This window comes from Yersinia pekkanenii (genome assembly GCF_001152565.1).
GTDB lineage: Bacteria > Pseudomonadota > Gammaproteobacteria > Enterobacterales > Enterobacteriaceae > Yersinia > Yersinia pekkanenii.
In genome coordinates this window covers 99,230-115,593 of sequence record NZ_CQAZ01000005.1, presented here as the reverse complement: position 1 = coordinate 115,593, position 16,364 = coordinate 99,230, and the positions used below count along the sequence as shown (strand labels likewise).

Here is a 16,364-nt window from a genome sequence, read left to right as displayed (position 1 = left end):
TATCAGCTCGGTCGCTTACGGTTATTCCGTGGTGCACCACTACGACGTGGGGCTGAGTTACGGCGTGGACCATTCCCGGTACGGGTACGGGCCAGACGTTTTGGCGCTGGCAAATCAGTTAATAGCGCATCACTATTATATTTGCTTACCGGAATGCTATGACCGGTGTAGGTCTCGATAGCCGGTAAGTTTAACGCGTATTCTTCACATGCAAGGCTAATGGAATGACCACTTTCGCCAGCACGACCGGTACGACCAATGCGGTGAACATAATCTTCACAGTCATCGGGCAGATCATAGTTGAAGACATGGGTTACCAGTGGAATATGTAGACCACGGGCAGCAACATCGGTGGCAACCAGAATATCCAAATCACCTTTGGTGAAATCTTCCAGAATGCGTAGGCGTTTTTTCTGTGCGACATCACCGGTCAGTAAACCGACACGATGACCATCGGCCGCCAAATGCCCCCAAATTTCTTCACAACGATGTTTGGTATTAGCAAAAATAATGCAGCGATCTGGCCATTCTTCTTCAATTAACGTCTGAAGCAGACGCATTTTTTCTTCATTTGAGGGGTAGAACAACTCTTCCTGAATGCGGTGGCCGGTTTTTTGTAGCGGTTCCACTTCAACATATTCAGCGTTATTCATTTGTTCAAAGGCCAGCTCACGTACCCGGTACGAGAGTGTGGCAGAGAACAACATGTTTAAGCGTTTATCAACGGAAGGCATACGGCGGAATAGCCAACGGATATCTTTAATAAAGCCTAAATCGTACATACGATCTGCTTCATCCAAGACCACAACCTGAATCGCACCGAGATTAATATAATTTTGTTTTGCGTAGTCGATTAAACGGCCAGTAGTACCGATCAGAATATCAACGCCACTTTCCAGCACTTTAAGCTGTTTGTCGTAGCCATCGCCGCCATAAGCCAAGCCTAATTTCAGCCCAGTTATCTGGGAAAGTGACTCTGCATCGGAGTGAATTTGCACGGCTAATTCACGCGTTGGTGCCATAATCAATGCGCGCGGTTGATTGGTCTGTCGACCCTCTTCAGCCGGGTGAGAAAGCAAATAATGGAAAGTAGACGCTAAGAATGCCAGCGTCTTGCCGGTACCTGTTTGCGCCTGACCCGCTACATCACGCCCCGAAAGGGTGAGTGGCAATGCTAACGCCTGAATCGGCGTGCAGTAATGAAACCCTTTGTTTTCAAGGGCTTCAACAACTAGCGGGTGCAGGGCGAAGTCGGAAAACTTCTGTTCAGTCAAGTGTGTTTTGCTCATAGTGTGGTAGAATATCAGCTAACTATTGCTTTACGAAAGCGTATCCGGTGAAATAAAGTCATCCTATTGTTGGTTAATGCTACACCAACGAGGTAGACACAATCCTTTGGAGTAGAACATGAGCGATAAAATTATTCACCTGAGTGATGACAGTTTCGACACTGACGTGCTGAAAGCCAGCGGCCTGGTTCTGGTCGATTTTTGGGCTGAATGGTGCGGTCCGTGCAAGATGATTGCTCCTATTTTAGATGAAATTGCTGAAGAGTATGAAGGCAGACTTACCATCACTAAATTGAATATTGATGACAATCAGGGTACGGCACCAAAATACGGTATCCGTGGTATCCCTACCTTGTTGTTATTCCGTGACGGTGAAGTTGTGGCCACCAAGGTCGGTGCCTTGTCTAAAGGTCAGCTCAAAGCATTCTTGGATGCAAATCTGTAAGTGGCGCTAGCTGTCAGTACCTTTGAAAGATGACGGGTAAAGCTGGGTGTTTAGCGGCAGTTGTGATTTCTCACACTGACCGCTAGACGCCTGCAAAGAAGCGTGTTAAGTTTACTTCACTGCATATAGAACATTCCTGTGTATCGAGTCCGGGTTTGTAGCATCCAGCTTAATTCTTTAGTACCTAATAAATAGTCTGTAGTATCTAAATAGTTTGAATCTAAAGTTTTACTCTATGTCGAAATAATGTGTGTTGAGAATAATTATGAACTCAATCGGTTTTTTGACAGCCTAAAGGTTTTACAAATCAGTCTAAGGCACCTTCAATCTTTTTACCGTTGCGTCGCGCAAACCTTGCGTAAGTCATTACTTACGTAGTTTGTCCAAGGCCGGTGATTGAATGTCCCGTTAAACAGGCACGGATGACGCTGCCATACCATTCACGACCATAGTTCGAGACATACCCCGAGTTTAAGAACCCACCATTATGAATCTTACCGAATTAAAGAATACGCCGGTTTCTGATCTGATAACACTTGGCGAAAATATGGGGCTGGAAAACCTGGCCCGGATGCGTAAACAAGATATTATTTTCTCTATTCTTAAGCAGCACGCGAAAAGTGGAGAAGATATCTTCGGTGACGGTGTATTGGAGATATTGCAGGATGGATTTGGTTTCCTCCGCTCTGCAGACAGCTCCTACCTTGCCGGCCCCGACGACATCTATGTATCCCCAAGCCAAATTCGCCGTTTCAACCTTCGCACTGGTGATACCGTTGCCGGTAAGATTCGTCCACCGAAAGAAGGTGAGCGTTATTTTGCATTGTTGAAAGTTAACGAAGTTAACTACGACAAACCGGAAAATGCCCGTAACAAAATTCTGTTCGAAAACTTAACCCCATTACATGCCAACTCTCGTCTGCGCATGGAACGTGGTAATGGTTCGACAGAAGATTTAACTGCTCGTGTACTCGATTTGGCCTCGCCAATCGGTCGCGGCCAACGTGGTCTGATTGTGGCACCGCCTAAAGCGGGTAAAACCATGCTGTTGCAGAATATTGCTACCAGCATTGCATACAACCACCCTGACTGCGTGCTGATGGTATTGCTGATTGACGAGCGTCCGGAAGAAGTAACCGAGATGCAACGTTTGGTTAAAGGTGAGGTTATTGCTTCTACTTTTGATGAACCTGCATCCCGTCACGTTCAAGTCGCGGAAATGGTTATCGAGAAAGCTAAACGTCTGGTTGAGCATAAAAAAGACGTTATTATCTTACTGGATTCCATTACCCGCTTGGCTCGTGCATATAACACCGTGGTACCTGCTTCTGGCAAAGTGCTGACCGGTGGTGTAGATGCTAACGCTTTACATCGTCCTAAACGTTTCTTTGGTGCTGCGCGTAATGTTGAAGAGGGCGGTAGCCTGACCATCATTGCCACCGCGCTGGTCGATACCGGTTCTAAAATGGATGAAGTTATCTATGAAGAATTTAAAGGTACCGGCAACATGGAACTGCACTTATCCCGCAAAATTGCGGAGAAACGTGTGTTCCCAGCCATTGATTTCAACCGTTCTGGCACGCGTAAAGAAGAGTTGCTAACAACCACAGAAGAGCTGCAAAAAATGTGGATCTTGCGCCGTATCCTTCATCCTATGGGTGAGATCGATGCGATGGAGTTCCTCATCAGCAAACTGGCAACAGCGAAAACCAACGATCAGTTCTTCGATAATATGAGACGTTCGTAGGTTTTGCTCAAAGAATTTGGAGTCGCAGTTAACAACCCTGCGGCTTCAAGTACGAGAGTATATACCCTAAATAATTCGAGTTGCAGCAGCCTCGTAGAGGCGAGTTCCATGGATGGGGCGAGTAATAAGTGCAGATAAGGCACATGCAGCTTGAAGTATGGCGGGTATAGTGAAATCAGTAAAACGTCACGCTCAGTCGTGGCGTTTTTTGCTTTTGGAATATACGATAGCCGAGCGTGCTATCCATTAGTGGATAAAGCGTGCAAACCAACACCTATTTTGGTTCTTATTCTCATTACCGACGAGAAAATACCAAAAATAGAGTTGGGAATAACAAGCAAGGCTGTCATCATATTCAGAAATAACTGAAAGCATGGATAAGGCATGGTATGCGCCAAGCCCCATGCTAAGCTGTCGTATCTTTTTGCAGAGAGCGGTTAAACGTGAATTTACTCACTATGAGTACTGAAATATTTATTATCTTCCTGTTTTCTTTGGGTTTTTTATTTGTTGCTCGCAAAGCTGCCAAGAAAATTGGATTAGTTGATAAACCTAATTATCGCAAACGTCACCAAGGATTGATCCCATTAGTGGGCGGAATATCCGTGTTTGCCGGTATTTGTTTTACCTTTCTGATTACCAATCATCAGGTCCCCCATTTCCGCTTATATCTCGGTTGTGCCGGTTTGTTGGTGTTAGTGGGTGCTTTAGATGATCGCTTTGATATCAGTGTAAAAATCCGTGCCTTCGTTCAGGCATTGGTTGGTATTGTCATGATGGCCGCTGCAGGGCTTTATTTACGCAGCCTTGGGCATGTTTTTGGCCCATGGGAGATGGTATTAGGGCCGTTCGGTTATGTCGTGACATTGTTCGCCGTATGGGCGGCGATAAATGCTTTCAATATGGTGGATGGTATTGATGGCTTACTGGGTGGCTTGTCCTGCGTCTCTTTCGGTGCGATGGGTCTGTTGCTGTATCAAAGCGGGCAGATGGCATTGGCTTTATGGTGTTTCGCCATGATTGCCACTATTTTGCCTTATATATTACTCAACCTTGGGTTATTAGGGCGTCGCTATAAAGTCTTTATGGGTGATGCTGGCAGTACTCTGATTGGCTTCACTGCTATTTGGATACTACTGCAAACCACACAAGGGAATTCTCACCCGATTAACCCGGTTACAGCATTGTGGATTATTGCCATTCCATTGATGGATATGATTGCCATCATGTATCGGCGTTTGCGTAAAGGGATGAGTCCTTTCTCACCGGACCGCCAGCATATTCACCACTTGATTATGCGTGCTGGTTTTACCTCACGGCAGGCTTTTGTTTTAATCACCCTGGCTGCCGCGTTGTTGGCAGCGATTGGTGTTATCGGCGAACGGCTAACATTTGTACCTGAATGGGCTATGTTGGCATTATTCTTGCTTGCATTTCTGTTGTATGACTATTGCATCAAACGCGCATGGCGAGTGGCGCGTTTTATCAAGCGTACCAAGCGTCGGATGCGCCGTGCATCGCAAAATAAGCATGAATCTTAACCAGAGGCTTTTAGGTAGTGATGAAACCAGAATCTATGTCGACTGATAAAACAGGATCTACCCATAATGAGCCTACTGTGGATAACGAATTAGATATTCGCAGTCTGTGCCGCACTCTTTGGCGCGGTAAGGTATGGATTATCGGTATGGCAATTCTTTTTGCCGCAATCGCGTTGGGTGTTTCCTATCTGGTGAAACAACAGTGGAGCGCGACAGCCATTACTGACAGACCAACAGTAAATAATTTGGGTGGTTATTATTCTCAGCAGCAGTTTTTGCGTAATCTGGATACCCGCATCAATAGCGGTGTTGCCAGTGAGCAACCCGGTATCTCTGATGAAGCATATGGTGAGTTTATTATCCAGCTAGCGGCTTACGATACTCGCCGTGATTTCTGGCTGCAAAGCGATTACTACAAGCAACGCTTGGAAGGTGATGCTAAAGCCGATGCGGCACTGCTGGATGAGCTGGTAAATAATATTGTTTTCACCCCACGTGATGACAAAAAGATGCTGAACGACAGTATTAAATTGACGGCAGAAACCGCCAGTGATTCAAATAAATTACTACGTGGTTACATCGATTTTGCCAGTCAACGTGCGGCCAGTCATTTAAATGACGAGATCAATGGGGCATGGGCTGCTCGTACTCAATCAATGAAAGCCCAAGTCAAACGGCAGGAAGCGGTGGCTCAGGCGGTATTCGATCGTGAAGTGGCTGCGGTCAAGCAAGCATTGAAAGTGGCCGGTCAGCAAGGGATTACCCGCAATCAAACAGATATTCCTGCTGAGCAGTTACCCGATTCCAAAATGTTTATGTTGGGTAAACCAATGCTGGAGGCCCGTCTGGAAACATTAGAGGCAACCGGTCCCAGCTTTGATCTTGATTACGATCAAAATCGCGCCATGCTAGCGACATTGAACGTCGGCCCGACGTTGGATAAAACATTCCAGACTTATCGTTACTTACGTACACCGGAAGATCCGGTAACCCGTGATAGTCCACGTCGCGTTTTCCTGCTGATTATGTGGGGCGCTATCGGGGCGTTAGTCGGAGCAGGTGTCGTATTGGTTCGACGTACCAGTGCACAACCGTAATCGATACTGTGTATGCAATCGATACTGTGTGTTGTGGTTGTGATGCACTGAGTTATTTATACCTGCATTAATTGGTGTTGCAGCCAGGCAAAATCAGCCAGGCAGCGACGTCAGGTAAGAAGAATATAAATCGTTAATGGGCGTATTGTGCGCCCAACTTGCAGGCGTTGTCTGCGGCTAACTGACCTTAAAGAGATTCACTGTGAAAGTGTTGACTGTTTTTGGCACCCGGCCTGAAGCTATTAAAATGGCTCCTCTGGTGCATGCTTTGGCTCAGGATGAAGCCTTTGAATCGAGAGTCTGCGTGACGGCTCAGCATCGTGAGATGTTGGACCAGGTATTGCGTTTATTTGAGATCCAACCGGACTATGATTTGAATATCATGAGGCCGGGACAGGGATTAACAGAAATAACCTGCCGTATTCTGGAAGGGTTAAAGCCTGTTCTGGCAGAGTTTAAGCCAGACGTTATTTTGGTACATGGAGATACCACGACGACGCTGTCAACCAGCCTTGCCGCGTTCTATCACCGCATCCCTGTCGGCCATGTCGAAGCGGGTTTACGTACTGGAGATCTCTATTCCCCATGGCCAGAAGAGGCCAATCGCCAACTGACTGGCCATCTTGCGATGTACCATTTTGCGCCGACTGAGAACTCCCGGCAAAACCTGTTACGTGAGATGGTTCCAGAGAGTCGCATTTTTGTTACCGGTAATACGGTGATTGATGCGCTGTTCTGGGTCCGTGATCGGGTTATGAATAACCCCGAATTACGCGCCAGTCTGGCGGAACGTTACCCGTTCCTGGATACCAGTAAGAAGATGATTTTGGTCACTGGCCATCGCCGCGAGAGCTTTGGCGGTGGTTTTGAGCGGATTTGCAGTGCGTTAGCTGAAATTGCCTGTAAGCATCCTGATGTTCAGGTTGTTTATCCGGTGCATCTCAACCCTAATGTCAGTGAGCCGGTTAATCGTATCTTGAAGGGTATTGATAATATCATTCTGATCGACCCTCAAGATTATCTGCCGTTCGTTTATCTGATGAACCACGCTTACCTTATCCTCACAGATTCAGGCGGTATTCAAGAGGAAGCGCCTTCCTTAGGTAAGCCGGTACTGGTGATGCGTGATACCACCGAGCGCCCTGAAGCTGTCGATTCTGGTACGGTTCTGTTGGTTGGCACGAATATTAATAAAATTGTCGATGCAGTGACCCGCTTGCTGACTGATGAAACTGCCTATCATCAAATGACTCGGGCACATAATCCTTACGGTGACGGGCATGCCTGTCAACGCATCCTTGAAGCTTTAAAGAATCATCAGGTGACGTTATGAGTTTTGAAACTATTTCTGTTATCGGTCTTGGCTATATTGGCCTGCCAACTGCTGCTGCTTTCGCGTCGCGTAAGAAGAAAGTGATTGGGGTTGATGTCAACGCCCATGCGGTTGAAACCATTAATCGCGGTGCTATCCACATTGTGGAGCCGGATTTAGATAAAGTGGTGAAGGCTGCGGTTGAAGGGGGCTACCTGCAAGCGGTGACCAAACCGCTGGCAGCCGATGCGTTTCTCATTGCGGTACCAACACCATTTAAAGGCGATCATGAGCCGGATATGATTTTTGTTGAATCAGCCGCTAAATCAATCGCGCCGGTACTAAAAAAAGGTGATTTGGTTATCTTGGAATCCACTTCTCCAGTGGGTGCCACTGAACAAATGGCACAATGGTTGGCCGAAGCGCGTACCGATTTGAGCTTCCCGCAGCAAGCCGGTGAAGGCGCTGATATCAATATCGCCTACTGTCCTGAGCGCGTGTTACCGGGGCAGGTCATGGTCGAGCTGATTCAGAACGACCGTGTTATCGGGGGTATGACACCGAAATGCTCCACCCGCGCCAGTGAACTGTACAAAATCTTCCTCGAAGGCGAATGTGTGGTGACCAACTCCCGCACCGCTGAGATGTGCAAGCTGACTGAAAATAGCTTCCGCGATGTTAACATTGCCTTTGCCAACGAGCTGTCACTGATTTGTGATGAACAGGGTATCAATGTGTGGGAACTGATTCGCTTGGCGAACCGCCATCCACGCGTGAATATCTTGCAACCAGGCCCCGGTGTTGGCGGCCACTGTATTGCTGTTGATCCGTGGTTTATCGTTTCGCAAAATCCACAACTGGCACGGCTGATCCACACCGCGCGTTTGGTCAATGACGGCAAACCGCTGTGGGTGGTGGATCGTGTTAAAGCCGCCGTTGCTGATTGTCTGGCAGCCACCAACAAACGTGCGTCTGAAGTGAAAATTGCCTGCTTCGGCCTGGCATTTAAACCTAATATTGATGATCTGCGTGAAAGCCCGGCAGTTGAAATTGCCCATTTGATCGCAAAATGGCATACCGGTGAAACACTGGTGGTTGAACCCAATGTTGAACAATTGCCAAAATCGCTGGCAGGTAATGTCACGCTGAAAGACACCGCAACTGCCTTGCAACAGGCTGACGTGCTAGTGATGTTGGTGGATCACCGCCAATTCAAAGCAATCAAACCTGAAGACGTGAAGCAATCGTGGATTGTCGACACCAAAGGAGTCTGGCGTTGAAACGTATTTTAGTCACTGGCGGGGCCGGTTTTATCGGCTCTGCGGTGGTAAGACATATTATTGATGGCACCTCTGACAGCGTGGTGGTGGTGGATAAACTCACCTACGCCGGTAACCTGGAGTCACTGGCTGTTGTCGCCCAGAACAAACGTTATGCGTTTGAACAAGTAGACATTTGCTCTCGCGCTGAACTGGATCGGGTTTTTGCGCAATATAAGCCCGATGTAGTCATGCATCTGGCAGCAGAAAGTCATGTTGACCGCTCTATCGACGGGCCAGCCGCCTTTATCGAAACTAACATCGTGGGTACTTACACTATGTTAGAGGCTGCTCGCCATTTCTGGCAGCAACTGGGTGTTGAAGAAAAGCTGGCGTTTCGCTTTCACCATATCTCAACCGATGAAGTCTATGGCGATCTGCACGGTACTGACGATTTGTTTACTGAAACCACGCCTTATGCTCCCAGCAGCCCCTATTCGGCGTCTAAAGCATCTAGCGATCATTTAGTTCGCGCCTGGTTGCGGACCTATGGTTTACCGACACTGGTAACCAACTGTTCAAATAATTACGGCCCATATCATTTTCCTGAGAAGTTGGTACCGCTGGTGATTTTAAATGCGTTGGCGGGTAAACCGCTGCCGGTTTATGGCAATGGCGCTCAGGTACGCGATTGGTTGTATGTTGAAGATCACGCACGGGCGTTGTATCAGGTAGTGACCAAAGGTGTGGTGGGTGAAACTTACAATATCGGCGGCCATAACGAGCGCAAAAATATTGAAGTGGTTGAAACCATTTGCAAGCTCTTGGATGAACTGGTCCCGGCAAAACCGGCTGGAATTGCCCACTATCGTGATCTGATTACTTATGTCAAAGATCGGCCTGGTCATGATATGCGCTATGCCATCGATGCGGGCAAAATTCAGCGGGAACTGGGGTGGCAGCCACAAGAAACCTTCGAAAGTGGCATTCGCAAAACCGTGTTGTGGTATTTGAATAATGAATCGTGGTGGCGTCGTGTTCAGGATGGTTCTTACGCCGGTGAGCGTCTTGGTTTGAGTGAATGACGATAGATTCGAAGTTTATTAATCATTGGGATAACGTCATCCAGTAGTTTGCATGATGTTTTGCTTATGTATAACGTCTGCCTGATGGTTTCAGGAGATGGTATGTTTCAGGAGATCGTATGAAAGGCATAATTCTGGCTGGTGGCTCCGGCACCCGGTTGCACCCCATCACCCGTGGCGTCTCTAAGCAACTGCTTCCCGTCTATGATAAACCGATGATTTACTATCCGCTGTCAGTGCTGATGCTGGCAGGGATCCGTGACGTCTTGATTATTTCCACCCCAGAAGATTTGCCGTCGTTTCAGCGCTTGTTGGGCAATGGCGATGAGTTTGGTATTCATCTGAGTTATGCCGCACAACCGAGTCCGGATGGGCTGGCACAGGCATTTATTATCGGTGAAGAATTTATTGGTAATGGGCCTTGCTGCCTGGTCCTTGGCGATAATATCTATTTTGGTCAATCTTTCAGTCCAAAATTAAAGGCTGTAGCCGCTTGTCTACATGGTGCAACTGTCTTCGGCTATCAGGTGATGGATCCAGAGCGTTTTGGCGTGGTGGAGTTTGATGATAACTTCCGCGCTTTATCTATCGAAGAGAAACCAAGTCAACCGAAGTCCAATTGGGCGGTGACCGGGCTTTATTTTTACGATAACCAAGTGGTTGATTTTGCCAAACAAGTTAAGCCATCTTCCCGTGGTGAACTGGAAATTACCAGTATCAACCAAATGTACCTGGATCGTGGGGAGTTAACCGTTGAACTGTTAGGGCGTGGTTTTGCCTGGCTGGATACCGGTACGCATGACAGCCTGATTGAGGCCAGTACCTTTGTGCAAACCGTTGAGAAACGCCAAGGTTTCAAGATTGCCTGTCTGGAAGAGATTTCCTGGCGCAATGGTTGGCTGGACGACGACGGTGTCAGGCGCGCGGCGGCGGCACTGGCCAAAACCGGCTATGGTAAATATCTGTTGGACTTGCTTCATGTCCGTCCACGCCAGTATTGAGCCACTGGGCTGGGAAAGTGACTTTTTCCAGCGCCACAGTGCAAAACTGATTTTCTCTGACTCAGCCCCGCTACTTGACCCGGCTGAGTTGGGCGCTTTTACGCTAACCCAAGCTAAAGTACCTACCCATCGCCTTGATCTGATTGATTCCCTTGGCCAGCTTGGCTTCCAATTAGTTGAAGGTGAAGTCTCCCTGTCGCTGCCAGTTGATATAAAAAACGGAATTGGCACGGAAAATGCTTCATCGAGTGTCGCTGCCACCACACACAAATTCAGGGTCGCAACTGTGGATGATATCCCACTATTACGCAGTGTATGCGCCGGTGCTTTCGCATTAAGCCGCTTTCGTGCGCCGTGGTATGACCCACAGGATAGCGGGCGGTTTTATGCATTGTGGGTTGAAAAGGCGGTACTGGGTACTTTCGATCATCAGTGCCTGATGGTGATGGATGCTGCTGATCAGCCTGCGGGTTTTGTAACATTACGTGACCTACAAGATGGCAGTGCGCGTATTGGTTTGTTAGCGGTATTCCCCGACGCTCAGGGTAAAGGCATCGGCTCAGCATTAATGTCGACGGCAAAGCAGTGGTGCTATGCTCATGGGTTACACCGGTTACGGGTAGCCACACAGATGAGCAATATTGCTGCTTTACGTCTTTATATTCGTAGTGGTGCTGTTATTGAGAGCACCGCGTATTGGTTATGCAGGGGATGAGATGATTCCATTTAACGCTCCACCGGTAGTAGGCACCGAACTCGGTTATATGCAGGCCGCCATGACCAGCGGTAAATTATGCGGTGATGGTGGGTTTACCCGTCGCTGCCAGCAGTGGATGGAGAAACGTTTCGACTGTCCGAAAGTGTTATTGACGCCATCTTGTACCGCCTCACTGGAAATGGCCGCGTTGCTGCTGGATATCAAACCCGGTGATGAAGTGATTATGCCAAGTTTCACTTTTGTTTCGACCGCCAACGCTTTTGTACTGCGTGGCGCGACAATGGTGTTTGTTGATATCCGCCCGGACACCATGAATATCGATGAAACCAAGATTGAAGCGGCCATTACCGATAAAACGCGCGTGATCGTGCCGGTTCATTACGCAGGCGTTGCCTGCGAGATGGATACCATCATGGACCTGGCGAAAAAACATAATTTATTTGTGGTAGAGGATGCCGCGCAGGGTGTGATGTCCACTTATAAAGGCAAAGCATTGGGCACTATCGGCCATATCGGTTGCTTCAGTTTCCATGAAACCAAAAACTACACGGCAGGTGGTGAAGGTGGTGCGACGCTAATCAATGACCCGTCACTGATTGAACGCGCAGAAATTATCCGCGAAAAAGGGACTAACCGCAGCCAGTTCTTCCGTGGCCTGGTAGACAAGTATACCTGGCGTGATATCGGCTCCAGCTATCTGATGTCTGACTTACAGGCAGCTTACCTGTGGGGTCAGTTGGAAGCGGCAGAACAAATCAACCAACGCCGTCTGGCACTATGGCATACCTATTATGATGCCTTTAAGCCGTTGGCAGATAGCGGGCGCATTGATTTGCCGCTGATCCCTGACAACCTGGAACAAAATGCGCATATGTTTTATATCAAACTGCGCGATATTGAAGATCGATCTAATTTTATCAGCTACTTAAAAGAAGCTGAGATTATGGCGGTATTTCATTACATTCCGTTGCATGCTTGTCCGGCAGGTGAGAAATTTGGCCGTATGGCAGGCCAAGACAACTTTACCACCCAGGAAAGTGAGCGTCTGGTGCGCTTGCCCATCTTCTATAACCTGACTGATGTTAATCAGAAAACGGTCATTAGTACTGTTTTGGGTTTCTTCGCCTGATATGTCTCTGGCAAAAGCATCGATTTGGACTGCTGGCTCTACGCTGATTAAAATTGGCGTAGGGCTGTTAGTGGTTAAACTGCTGGCGGTGACCTTTGGCCCCAGTGGTGTCGGGCAGGCGGGGAACTTCCGCCAGCTAATTACGGTACTAGGCGTGCTCTCCGGCGCGGGTATCTTTAACGGTATTACTAAATATGTTGCTGAATACCATCAGCAACCTGAACGTTTGCGGGCAGTTCTGGGTACCTCATCAGCGATAGTGCTGGGGTTCTCAACACTGCTGGCATTGATTTTTCTGCTGGCGGCTAAACCTGTCAGTATTGCGCTATTTGGGCACGGGGATTACCAGAATGTGGTGCGGGCGGTGGCCCTTATCCAGATGGGTATTGCCTACGCCAACCTGTTTTTGGCCATTCTCAAAGGCTATCGCGATGCCATGGGCAATGCGCTGGCGGTGATCTGCGGTAGCCTGATCGGTGTGGTGGCGTATTATATTTGCTTTCGGATTGGCGGCTACCCCGGTGCGTTAGTGGGCTTGGCGTTAGTCCCCGCGCTGGTGGTTATCCCTGCGGCGACCATACTGATCCGCCGCAAGACTATTCCTTTGAGTTATCTTAAACTCAGTTGGGATAAAGCCTTAGCCAGCCATTTGGGCAAATTCACCATCATGGCGCTGATTACCTCGGTAACCTTGCCGGTAGCCTATGTGATGATGCGTAACTTGCTGGCAGACAATTATGGCTGGGATGCGGTCGGGATTTGGCAAGGGGTCAGCAGCATTTCAGATGCTTATCTGCAATTTATTACGGCGTCATTTACGGTTTATTTGCTCCCCACCCTCTCAAGGCTGAAAGCTAAAGCGGATATTTCCCGTGAAATATTACGCTCACTGAAGTTTGTCTTACCGGCAGTGGCCACCGCCAGCTTAATGGTTTGGTTATTACGTGATTTTGCTATCTGGCTGTTGTTCTCTCATCAGTTCACCGCCATGCGCGACCTTTTTGCCTGGCAGTTGGTGGGTGATGTATTGAAAGTCGGGTCTTACGTGTTCGGCTATCTGGTTATTGCCAAAGCCTCTTTACGTTTTTACATTCTGACGGAAGTGAGCCAGTTCTTACTGTTGACCGGGTTTGCCCATTGGTTAATCCCAATGAATGGCTCTTTGGGCGCGGCACAGGCCTATATGGCCACGTATATCGTCTATTTTGCGCTCTGTAGCTGCGTATTCATGATGTATCGTAGACATTCATCACCGTAAACACTCTTTACAGTAGAAAAAAATGACAACCCTGATTCATGTCCTGGGATCTGATATCCCGCACCATAATCTGACTGTGTTGCGCTTCTTTAATGACGTGCTGAGCACGCGGGTGCCCGCTGAACAGCTGCGGCACTTTATGGTAGCAGCAAAAGAGACTGCACCATTCTCGTCCTTCCCTTTGTTGGACATTGAAGCACACACTAATAAAAAAGCTTTAGCCGAGGCAGTGATTGCGCGCGCGCAGGCAGATCGCAGCACCCGCTTCTTCTGGCATGGTCAGTTTAATGCCACCCTATGGCTGGCGCTGTTGAGTGGTAAAATCAAGCCACGACAGGTCTATTGGCATATCTGGGGTGCTGATTTATATGAAGATGCTAAAAACTGGAAATTCCGTCTGTTTTACCTGTTGCGCCGTATTGCTCAAGGGCGGGTTGGCCATGTTTTTGCCACCCGTGGCGATTTAATTCATTTCCAGCAACGTCATCCTCGGGTGCCGGCATCACTGCTCTACTTCCCAACACGTATGGATCCAGCATTGACCGGAGTCAGTATCGATAAGCCCTTAGCCGGGCCAATGACGATTCTGGTGGGGAACTCTGGTGACACCACTAACCGCCATATCGAGGCGTTACAGGCGATTCATCAGCAATTTGGTCCTGATGCGCGGGTTATCCTGCCGATGGGGTATCCGGCGAATAATGAGTTGTATATTGAGCAAGTGAGGCAAGCGGGCCTGGCGCTGTTTGCACCTGAAAATCTGCGGATCCTGACTGAGCAGATACCTTTTGATGACTATCTGAATATCTTGCGTGAATGTGATTTAGGCTATTTTATTTTTAATCGTCAGCAAGGCATTGGCACTTTGTGTTTGTTAACCCAATTTGGTGTGCCTTTTGTCTTGAGCCGTAAAAACCCGTTCTGGCAAGATCTTGCTGAGCAACACATTCCGGTGCTTTTCTATGGTGACTCCTTGGATGAGCCGTTGATTCGCGAGGCACAACGGCAATTAGCGGGGTTAGATAAACAAGCTATCGCGTTCTTTAATCCCAATTATATTGAGGGCTGGCAGCAGGCGCTGGCTCTGGCCGCAGGAGAACACCCATGACGCTGGGGCAATTTGGCGGTCTTTTCTGCGTCTATCTGATAGCCGTCCTTTTTATCCTGACATTGACGTATCAGGAGTTTCGGCGGGTACGCTTTAACTTTAATGTCCTGTTTTCAATGCTCTACCTGCTGACCTTCTATTTTGGCTTTCCACTGACCTGTATGCTGGTGTTCCAGTTTGGGGTGGCGGTGGTGCCGGTTGAGTACTTGCTGTATGCCATGCTGTCTGCCACGGCCTTTTATGGCATTTACTATGTGAGTTACAAAACCCGCCTGACAAAGCCACGCAGCCAGTCACGGGCTCCGATATTCACCATGAATCGGGTGGAAACCAACCTGACCTGGATACTGCTGGCACTGGTAGCCATTGGCACCGTCGGCATCTTCTTTATGCAGAATGGTTTCTTGCTGTTCAAGCTGGACTCCTACAGCAAAATTTTCTCCAGTGATGTCTCGGGTGTCGCGCTGAAACGTTTTTTCTACTTCTTTATCCCAGCGATGCTGGTGGTCTACTTCTTGAAGCAGGATATGCGTGCCTGGTTTTTCTTCCTGGTAAGCACCGTGGCATTTGGCATTCTGACCTATGTTATCGTCGGTGGGACTCGCGCTAATATCATTATCGCCTTCTCATTATTCCTGTTTATCGGCATTGTTCGCGGCTGGATAACCTTATGGATGCTGGCTGTGGCGGGTGTCTTTGGGGTGGTAGGGATGTTCTGGTTGGCCCTGAAGCGTTATGGCCTGGATGTTAATGGTGCGGAGGCATTTTACACCTTCCTCTACCTAACACGAGATACCTTCTCGCCGTGGGAAAACCTCGGGTTACTGCTACAAAACTACGACAAAATAGATTTCCAGGGATTGACACCGATCATTCGTGATTTTTATGTGTTTATCCCCAGTTCCTTATGGCCGGATCGCCCGGACTTGGTACTTAATACCGCGAACTACTTTACCTGGGATGTGCTGGACAACCACTCAGGGCTGGCTATCTCCCCAACCCTGATCGGTTCTTTGGTGGTGATGGGCGGAGTGCTGTTTATTCCACTCGGTGCCATTGTGGTGGGGTTAATCATCAAATGGTTCGATTGGCTATATGAACAAGGCAAAGCAGAACCTAATCGCTATAAAGCAGCCATTCTGCAAAGCTTCTGTTTTGGCGCGGTATTTAACATCATCGTACTGGCACGGGAAGGGTTAGATTCCTTTGTTTCGCGCGTAGTATTTTTCTGTGTAATTTTTGGTGCCTGTCTGATACTGGCAAAATTGTTGTACTGGTTGTTCGATACGGCAGGTTTGATAACGCAGCGGGTACAGCGCCGTGTTAACAAACAGATGCCTCCATCCACTACTCAAGCGGGCAACCAACTGTAAGG

The 16,364-nt window shown here is 48.3% G+C and carries 14 protein-coding genes; 13 read left to right on the top strand and 1 reads right to left on the bottom strand.

The annotated features are described in order from the left end of the window. Positions 1-2: 2 nt before the first annotated feature. Positions 3-1,289 (bottom strand): ATP-dependent RNA helicase RhlB, encoded by a 1,287-nt coding sequence (gene rhlB, locus AEP37_RS04025; RefSeq protein WP_049610236.1) that lies wholly within the window; start codon positions 1,287-1,289, stop codon positions 3-5. Between the two features lie 118 nt (positions 1,290-1,407). Between rhlB and trxA the strand changes: the two genes are divergently transcribed. The 13 genes from trxA to wzyE all read left to right on the top strand — a co-directional run bounded on the left by trxA (position 1,408) and on the right by wzyE (position 16,362). Further along, a complete protein-coding gene (trxA, locus tag AEP37_RS04020) occupies positions 1,408-1,734 on the top strand; it encodes a thioredoxin TrxA (protein WP_004714235.1) in 327 nt (108 codons plus the stop codon). 487 nt (positions 1,735-2,221) lie between these two features. Beyond that, entirely contained in the window at positions 2,222-3,481 is a 1,260-nt protein-coding gene (rho, locus tag AEP37_RS04015; protein WP_004704159.1) for a transcription termination factor Rho, read from the top strand. Positions 3,482-3,924: 443 nt separating this feature from the next. After that, positions 3,925-5,022, top strand: coding sequence for a UDP-N-acetylglucosamine--undecaprenyl-phosphate N-acetylglucosaminephosphotransferase (gene wecA / locus AEP37_RS04010; RefSeq protein ID WP_082170674.1), 1,098 nt, complete (start codon positions 3,925-3,927; stop codon positions 5,020-5,022). A gap of 20 nt (positions 5,023-5,042) precedes the next feature. Further along, positions 5,043-6,119: an ECA polysaccharide chain length modulation protein gene (wzzE, locus tag AEP37_RS04005; protein WP_053101938.1), complete on the top strand. Its 1,077-nt coding sequence runs from the start codon at positions 5,043-5,045 to the stop codon at positions 6,117-6,119. Between the two features lie 202 nt (positions 6,120-6,321). Further along, positions 6,322-7,452 (top strand): non-hydrolyzing UDP-N-acetylglucosamine 2-epimerase, encoded by a 1,131-nt coding sequence (gene wecB / locus AEP37_RS04000; RefSeq protein ID WP_049610230.1) that lies wholly within the window; start codon positions 6,322-6,324, stop codon positions 7,450-7,452. Then, positions 7,449-8,711, top strand: a complete 1,263-nt coding sequence (gene wecC, locus AEP37_RS03995) for a UDP-N-acetyl-D-mannosamine dehydrogenase (RefSeq protein WP_049610227.1) — start codon at positions 7,449-7,451, stop codon at positions 8,709-8,711. The genes wecB and wecC overlap by 4 nt, the downstream gene beginning before the upstream one ends. Then, positions 8,708-9,775: a dTDP-glucose 4,6-dehydratase gene (rffG, locus tag AEP37_RS03990; RefSeq protein WP_049610224.1), complete on the top strand. Its 1,068-nt coding sequence runs from the start codon at positions 8,708-8,710 to the stop codon at positions 9,773-9,775. Before wecC ends, rffG begins: the two co-directional genes overlap by 4 nt. A 119-nt stretch (positions 9,776-9,894) precedes the next feature. After that, positions 9,895-10,776, top strand: a complete 882-nt coding sequence (gene rfbA, locus AEP37_RS03985) for a glucose-1-phosphate thymidylyltransferase RfbA (RefSeq protein ID WP_049610222.1) — start codon at positions 9,895-9,897, stop codon at positions 10,774-10,776. Continuing rightward, positions 10,754-11,491 (top strand): dTDP-4-amino-4,6-dideoxy-D-galactose acyltransferase, encoded by a 738-nt coding sequence (gene rffC, locus AEP37_RS03980; protein ID WP_049610219.1) that lies wholly within the window; start codon positions 10,754-10,756, stop codon positions 11,489-11,491. Before rfbA ends, rffC begins: the two co-directional genes overlap by 23 nt. A gap of 1 nt (position 11,492) precedes the next feature. Beyond that, entirely contained in the window at positions 11,493-12,623 is a 1,131-nt protein-coding gene (rffA, locus tag AEP37_RS03975) for a dTDP-4-amino-4,6-dideoxygalactose transaminase (protein ID WP_049610216.1), read from the top strand. 1 nt (position 12,624) lies between these two features. After that, the gene (gene wzxE / locus AEP37_RS03970) at positions 12,625-13,881 is read left to right on the top strand and encodes a lipid III flippase WzxE (protein WP_049610213.1); all 1,257 of its coding nucleotides are present in this window, start codon (positions 12,625-12,627) and stop codon (positions 13,879-13,881) included. 22 nt (positions 13,882-13,903) lie between these two features. After that, positions 13,904-14,989, top strand: coding sequence for a TDP-N-acetylfucosamine:lipid II N-acetylfucosaminyltransferase (locus AEP37_RS03965; RefSeq protein WP_049610210.1), 1,086 nt, complete (start codon positions 13,904-13,906; stop codon positions 14,987-14,989). Beyond that, entirely contained in the window at positions 14,986-16,362 is a 1,377-nt protein-coding gene (gene wzyE / locus AEP37_RS03960; protein WP_049610208.1) for an ECA oligosaccharide polymerase, read from the top strand. Before AEP37_RS03965 ends, wzyE begins: the two co-directional genes overlap by 4 nt. Positions 16,363-16,364: the final 2 nt, after the last annotated feature.

What these genes read in the sequence shown, in the direction of transcription:
- rhlB (WP_049610236.1), bottom strand. Translation starts at nt 1,289, where the DNA reads ATGAGCAAAACACACTTGACTGAACAGAAGTTTTCCGACTTCGCCCTG.
- trxA (WP_004714235.1), top strand. Translation starts at nt 1,408, where the DNA reads ATGAGCGATAAAATTATTCACCTGAGTGATGACAGTTTCGACACTGAC.
- rho (WP_004704159.1), top strand. Translation starts at nt 2,222, where the DNA reads ATGAATCTTACCGAATTAAAGAATACGCCGGTTTCTGATCTGATAACA.
- wzzE (WP_053101938.1), top strand. Translation starts at nt 5,043, where the DNA reads ATGAAACCAGAATCTATGTCGACTGATAAAACAGGATCTACCCATAAT.
- wecC (WP_049610227.1), top strand. Translation starts at nt 7,449, where the DNA reads ATGAGTTTTGAAACTATTTCTGTTATCGGTCTTGGCTATATTGGCCTG.
- rfbA (WP_049610222.1), top strand. Translation starts at nt 9,895, where the DNA reads ATGAAAGGCATAATTCTGGCTGGTGGCTCCGGCACCCGGTTGCACCCC.
- rffC (WP_049610219.1), top strand. Translation starts at nt 10,754, where the DNA reads ATGTCCGTCCACGCCAGTATTGAGCCACTGGGCTGGGAAAGTGACTTT.
- rffA (WP_049610216.1), top strand. Translation starts at nt 11,493, where the DNA reads ATGATTCCATTTAACGCTCCACCGGTAGTAGGCACCGAACTCGGTTAT.
- wzxE (WP_049610213.1), top strand. Translation starts at nt 12,625, where the DNA reads ATGTCTCTGGCAAAAGCATCGATTTGGACTGCTGGCTCTACGCTGATT.
- AEP37_RS03965 (WP_049610210.1), top strand. Translation starts at nt 13,904, where the DNA reads ATGACAACCCTGATTCATGTCCTGGGATCTGATATCCCGCACCATAAT.
- wzyE (WP_049610208.1), top strand. Translation starts at nt 14,986, where the DNA reads ATGACGCTGGGGCAATTTGGCGGTCTTTTCTGCGTCTATCTGATAGCC.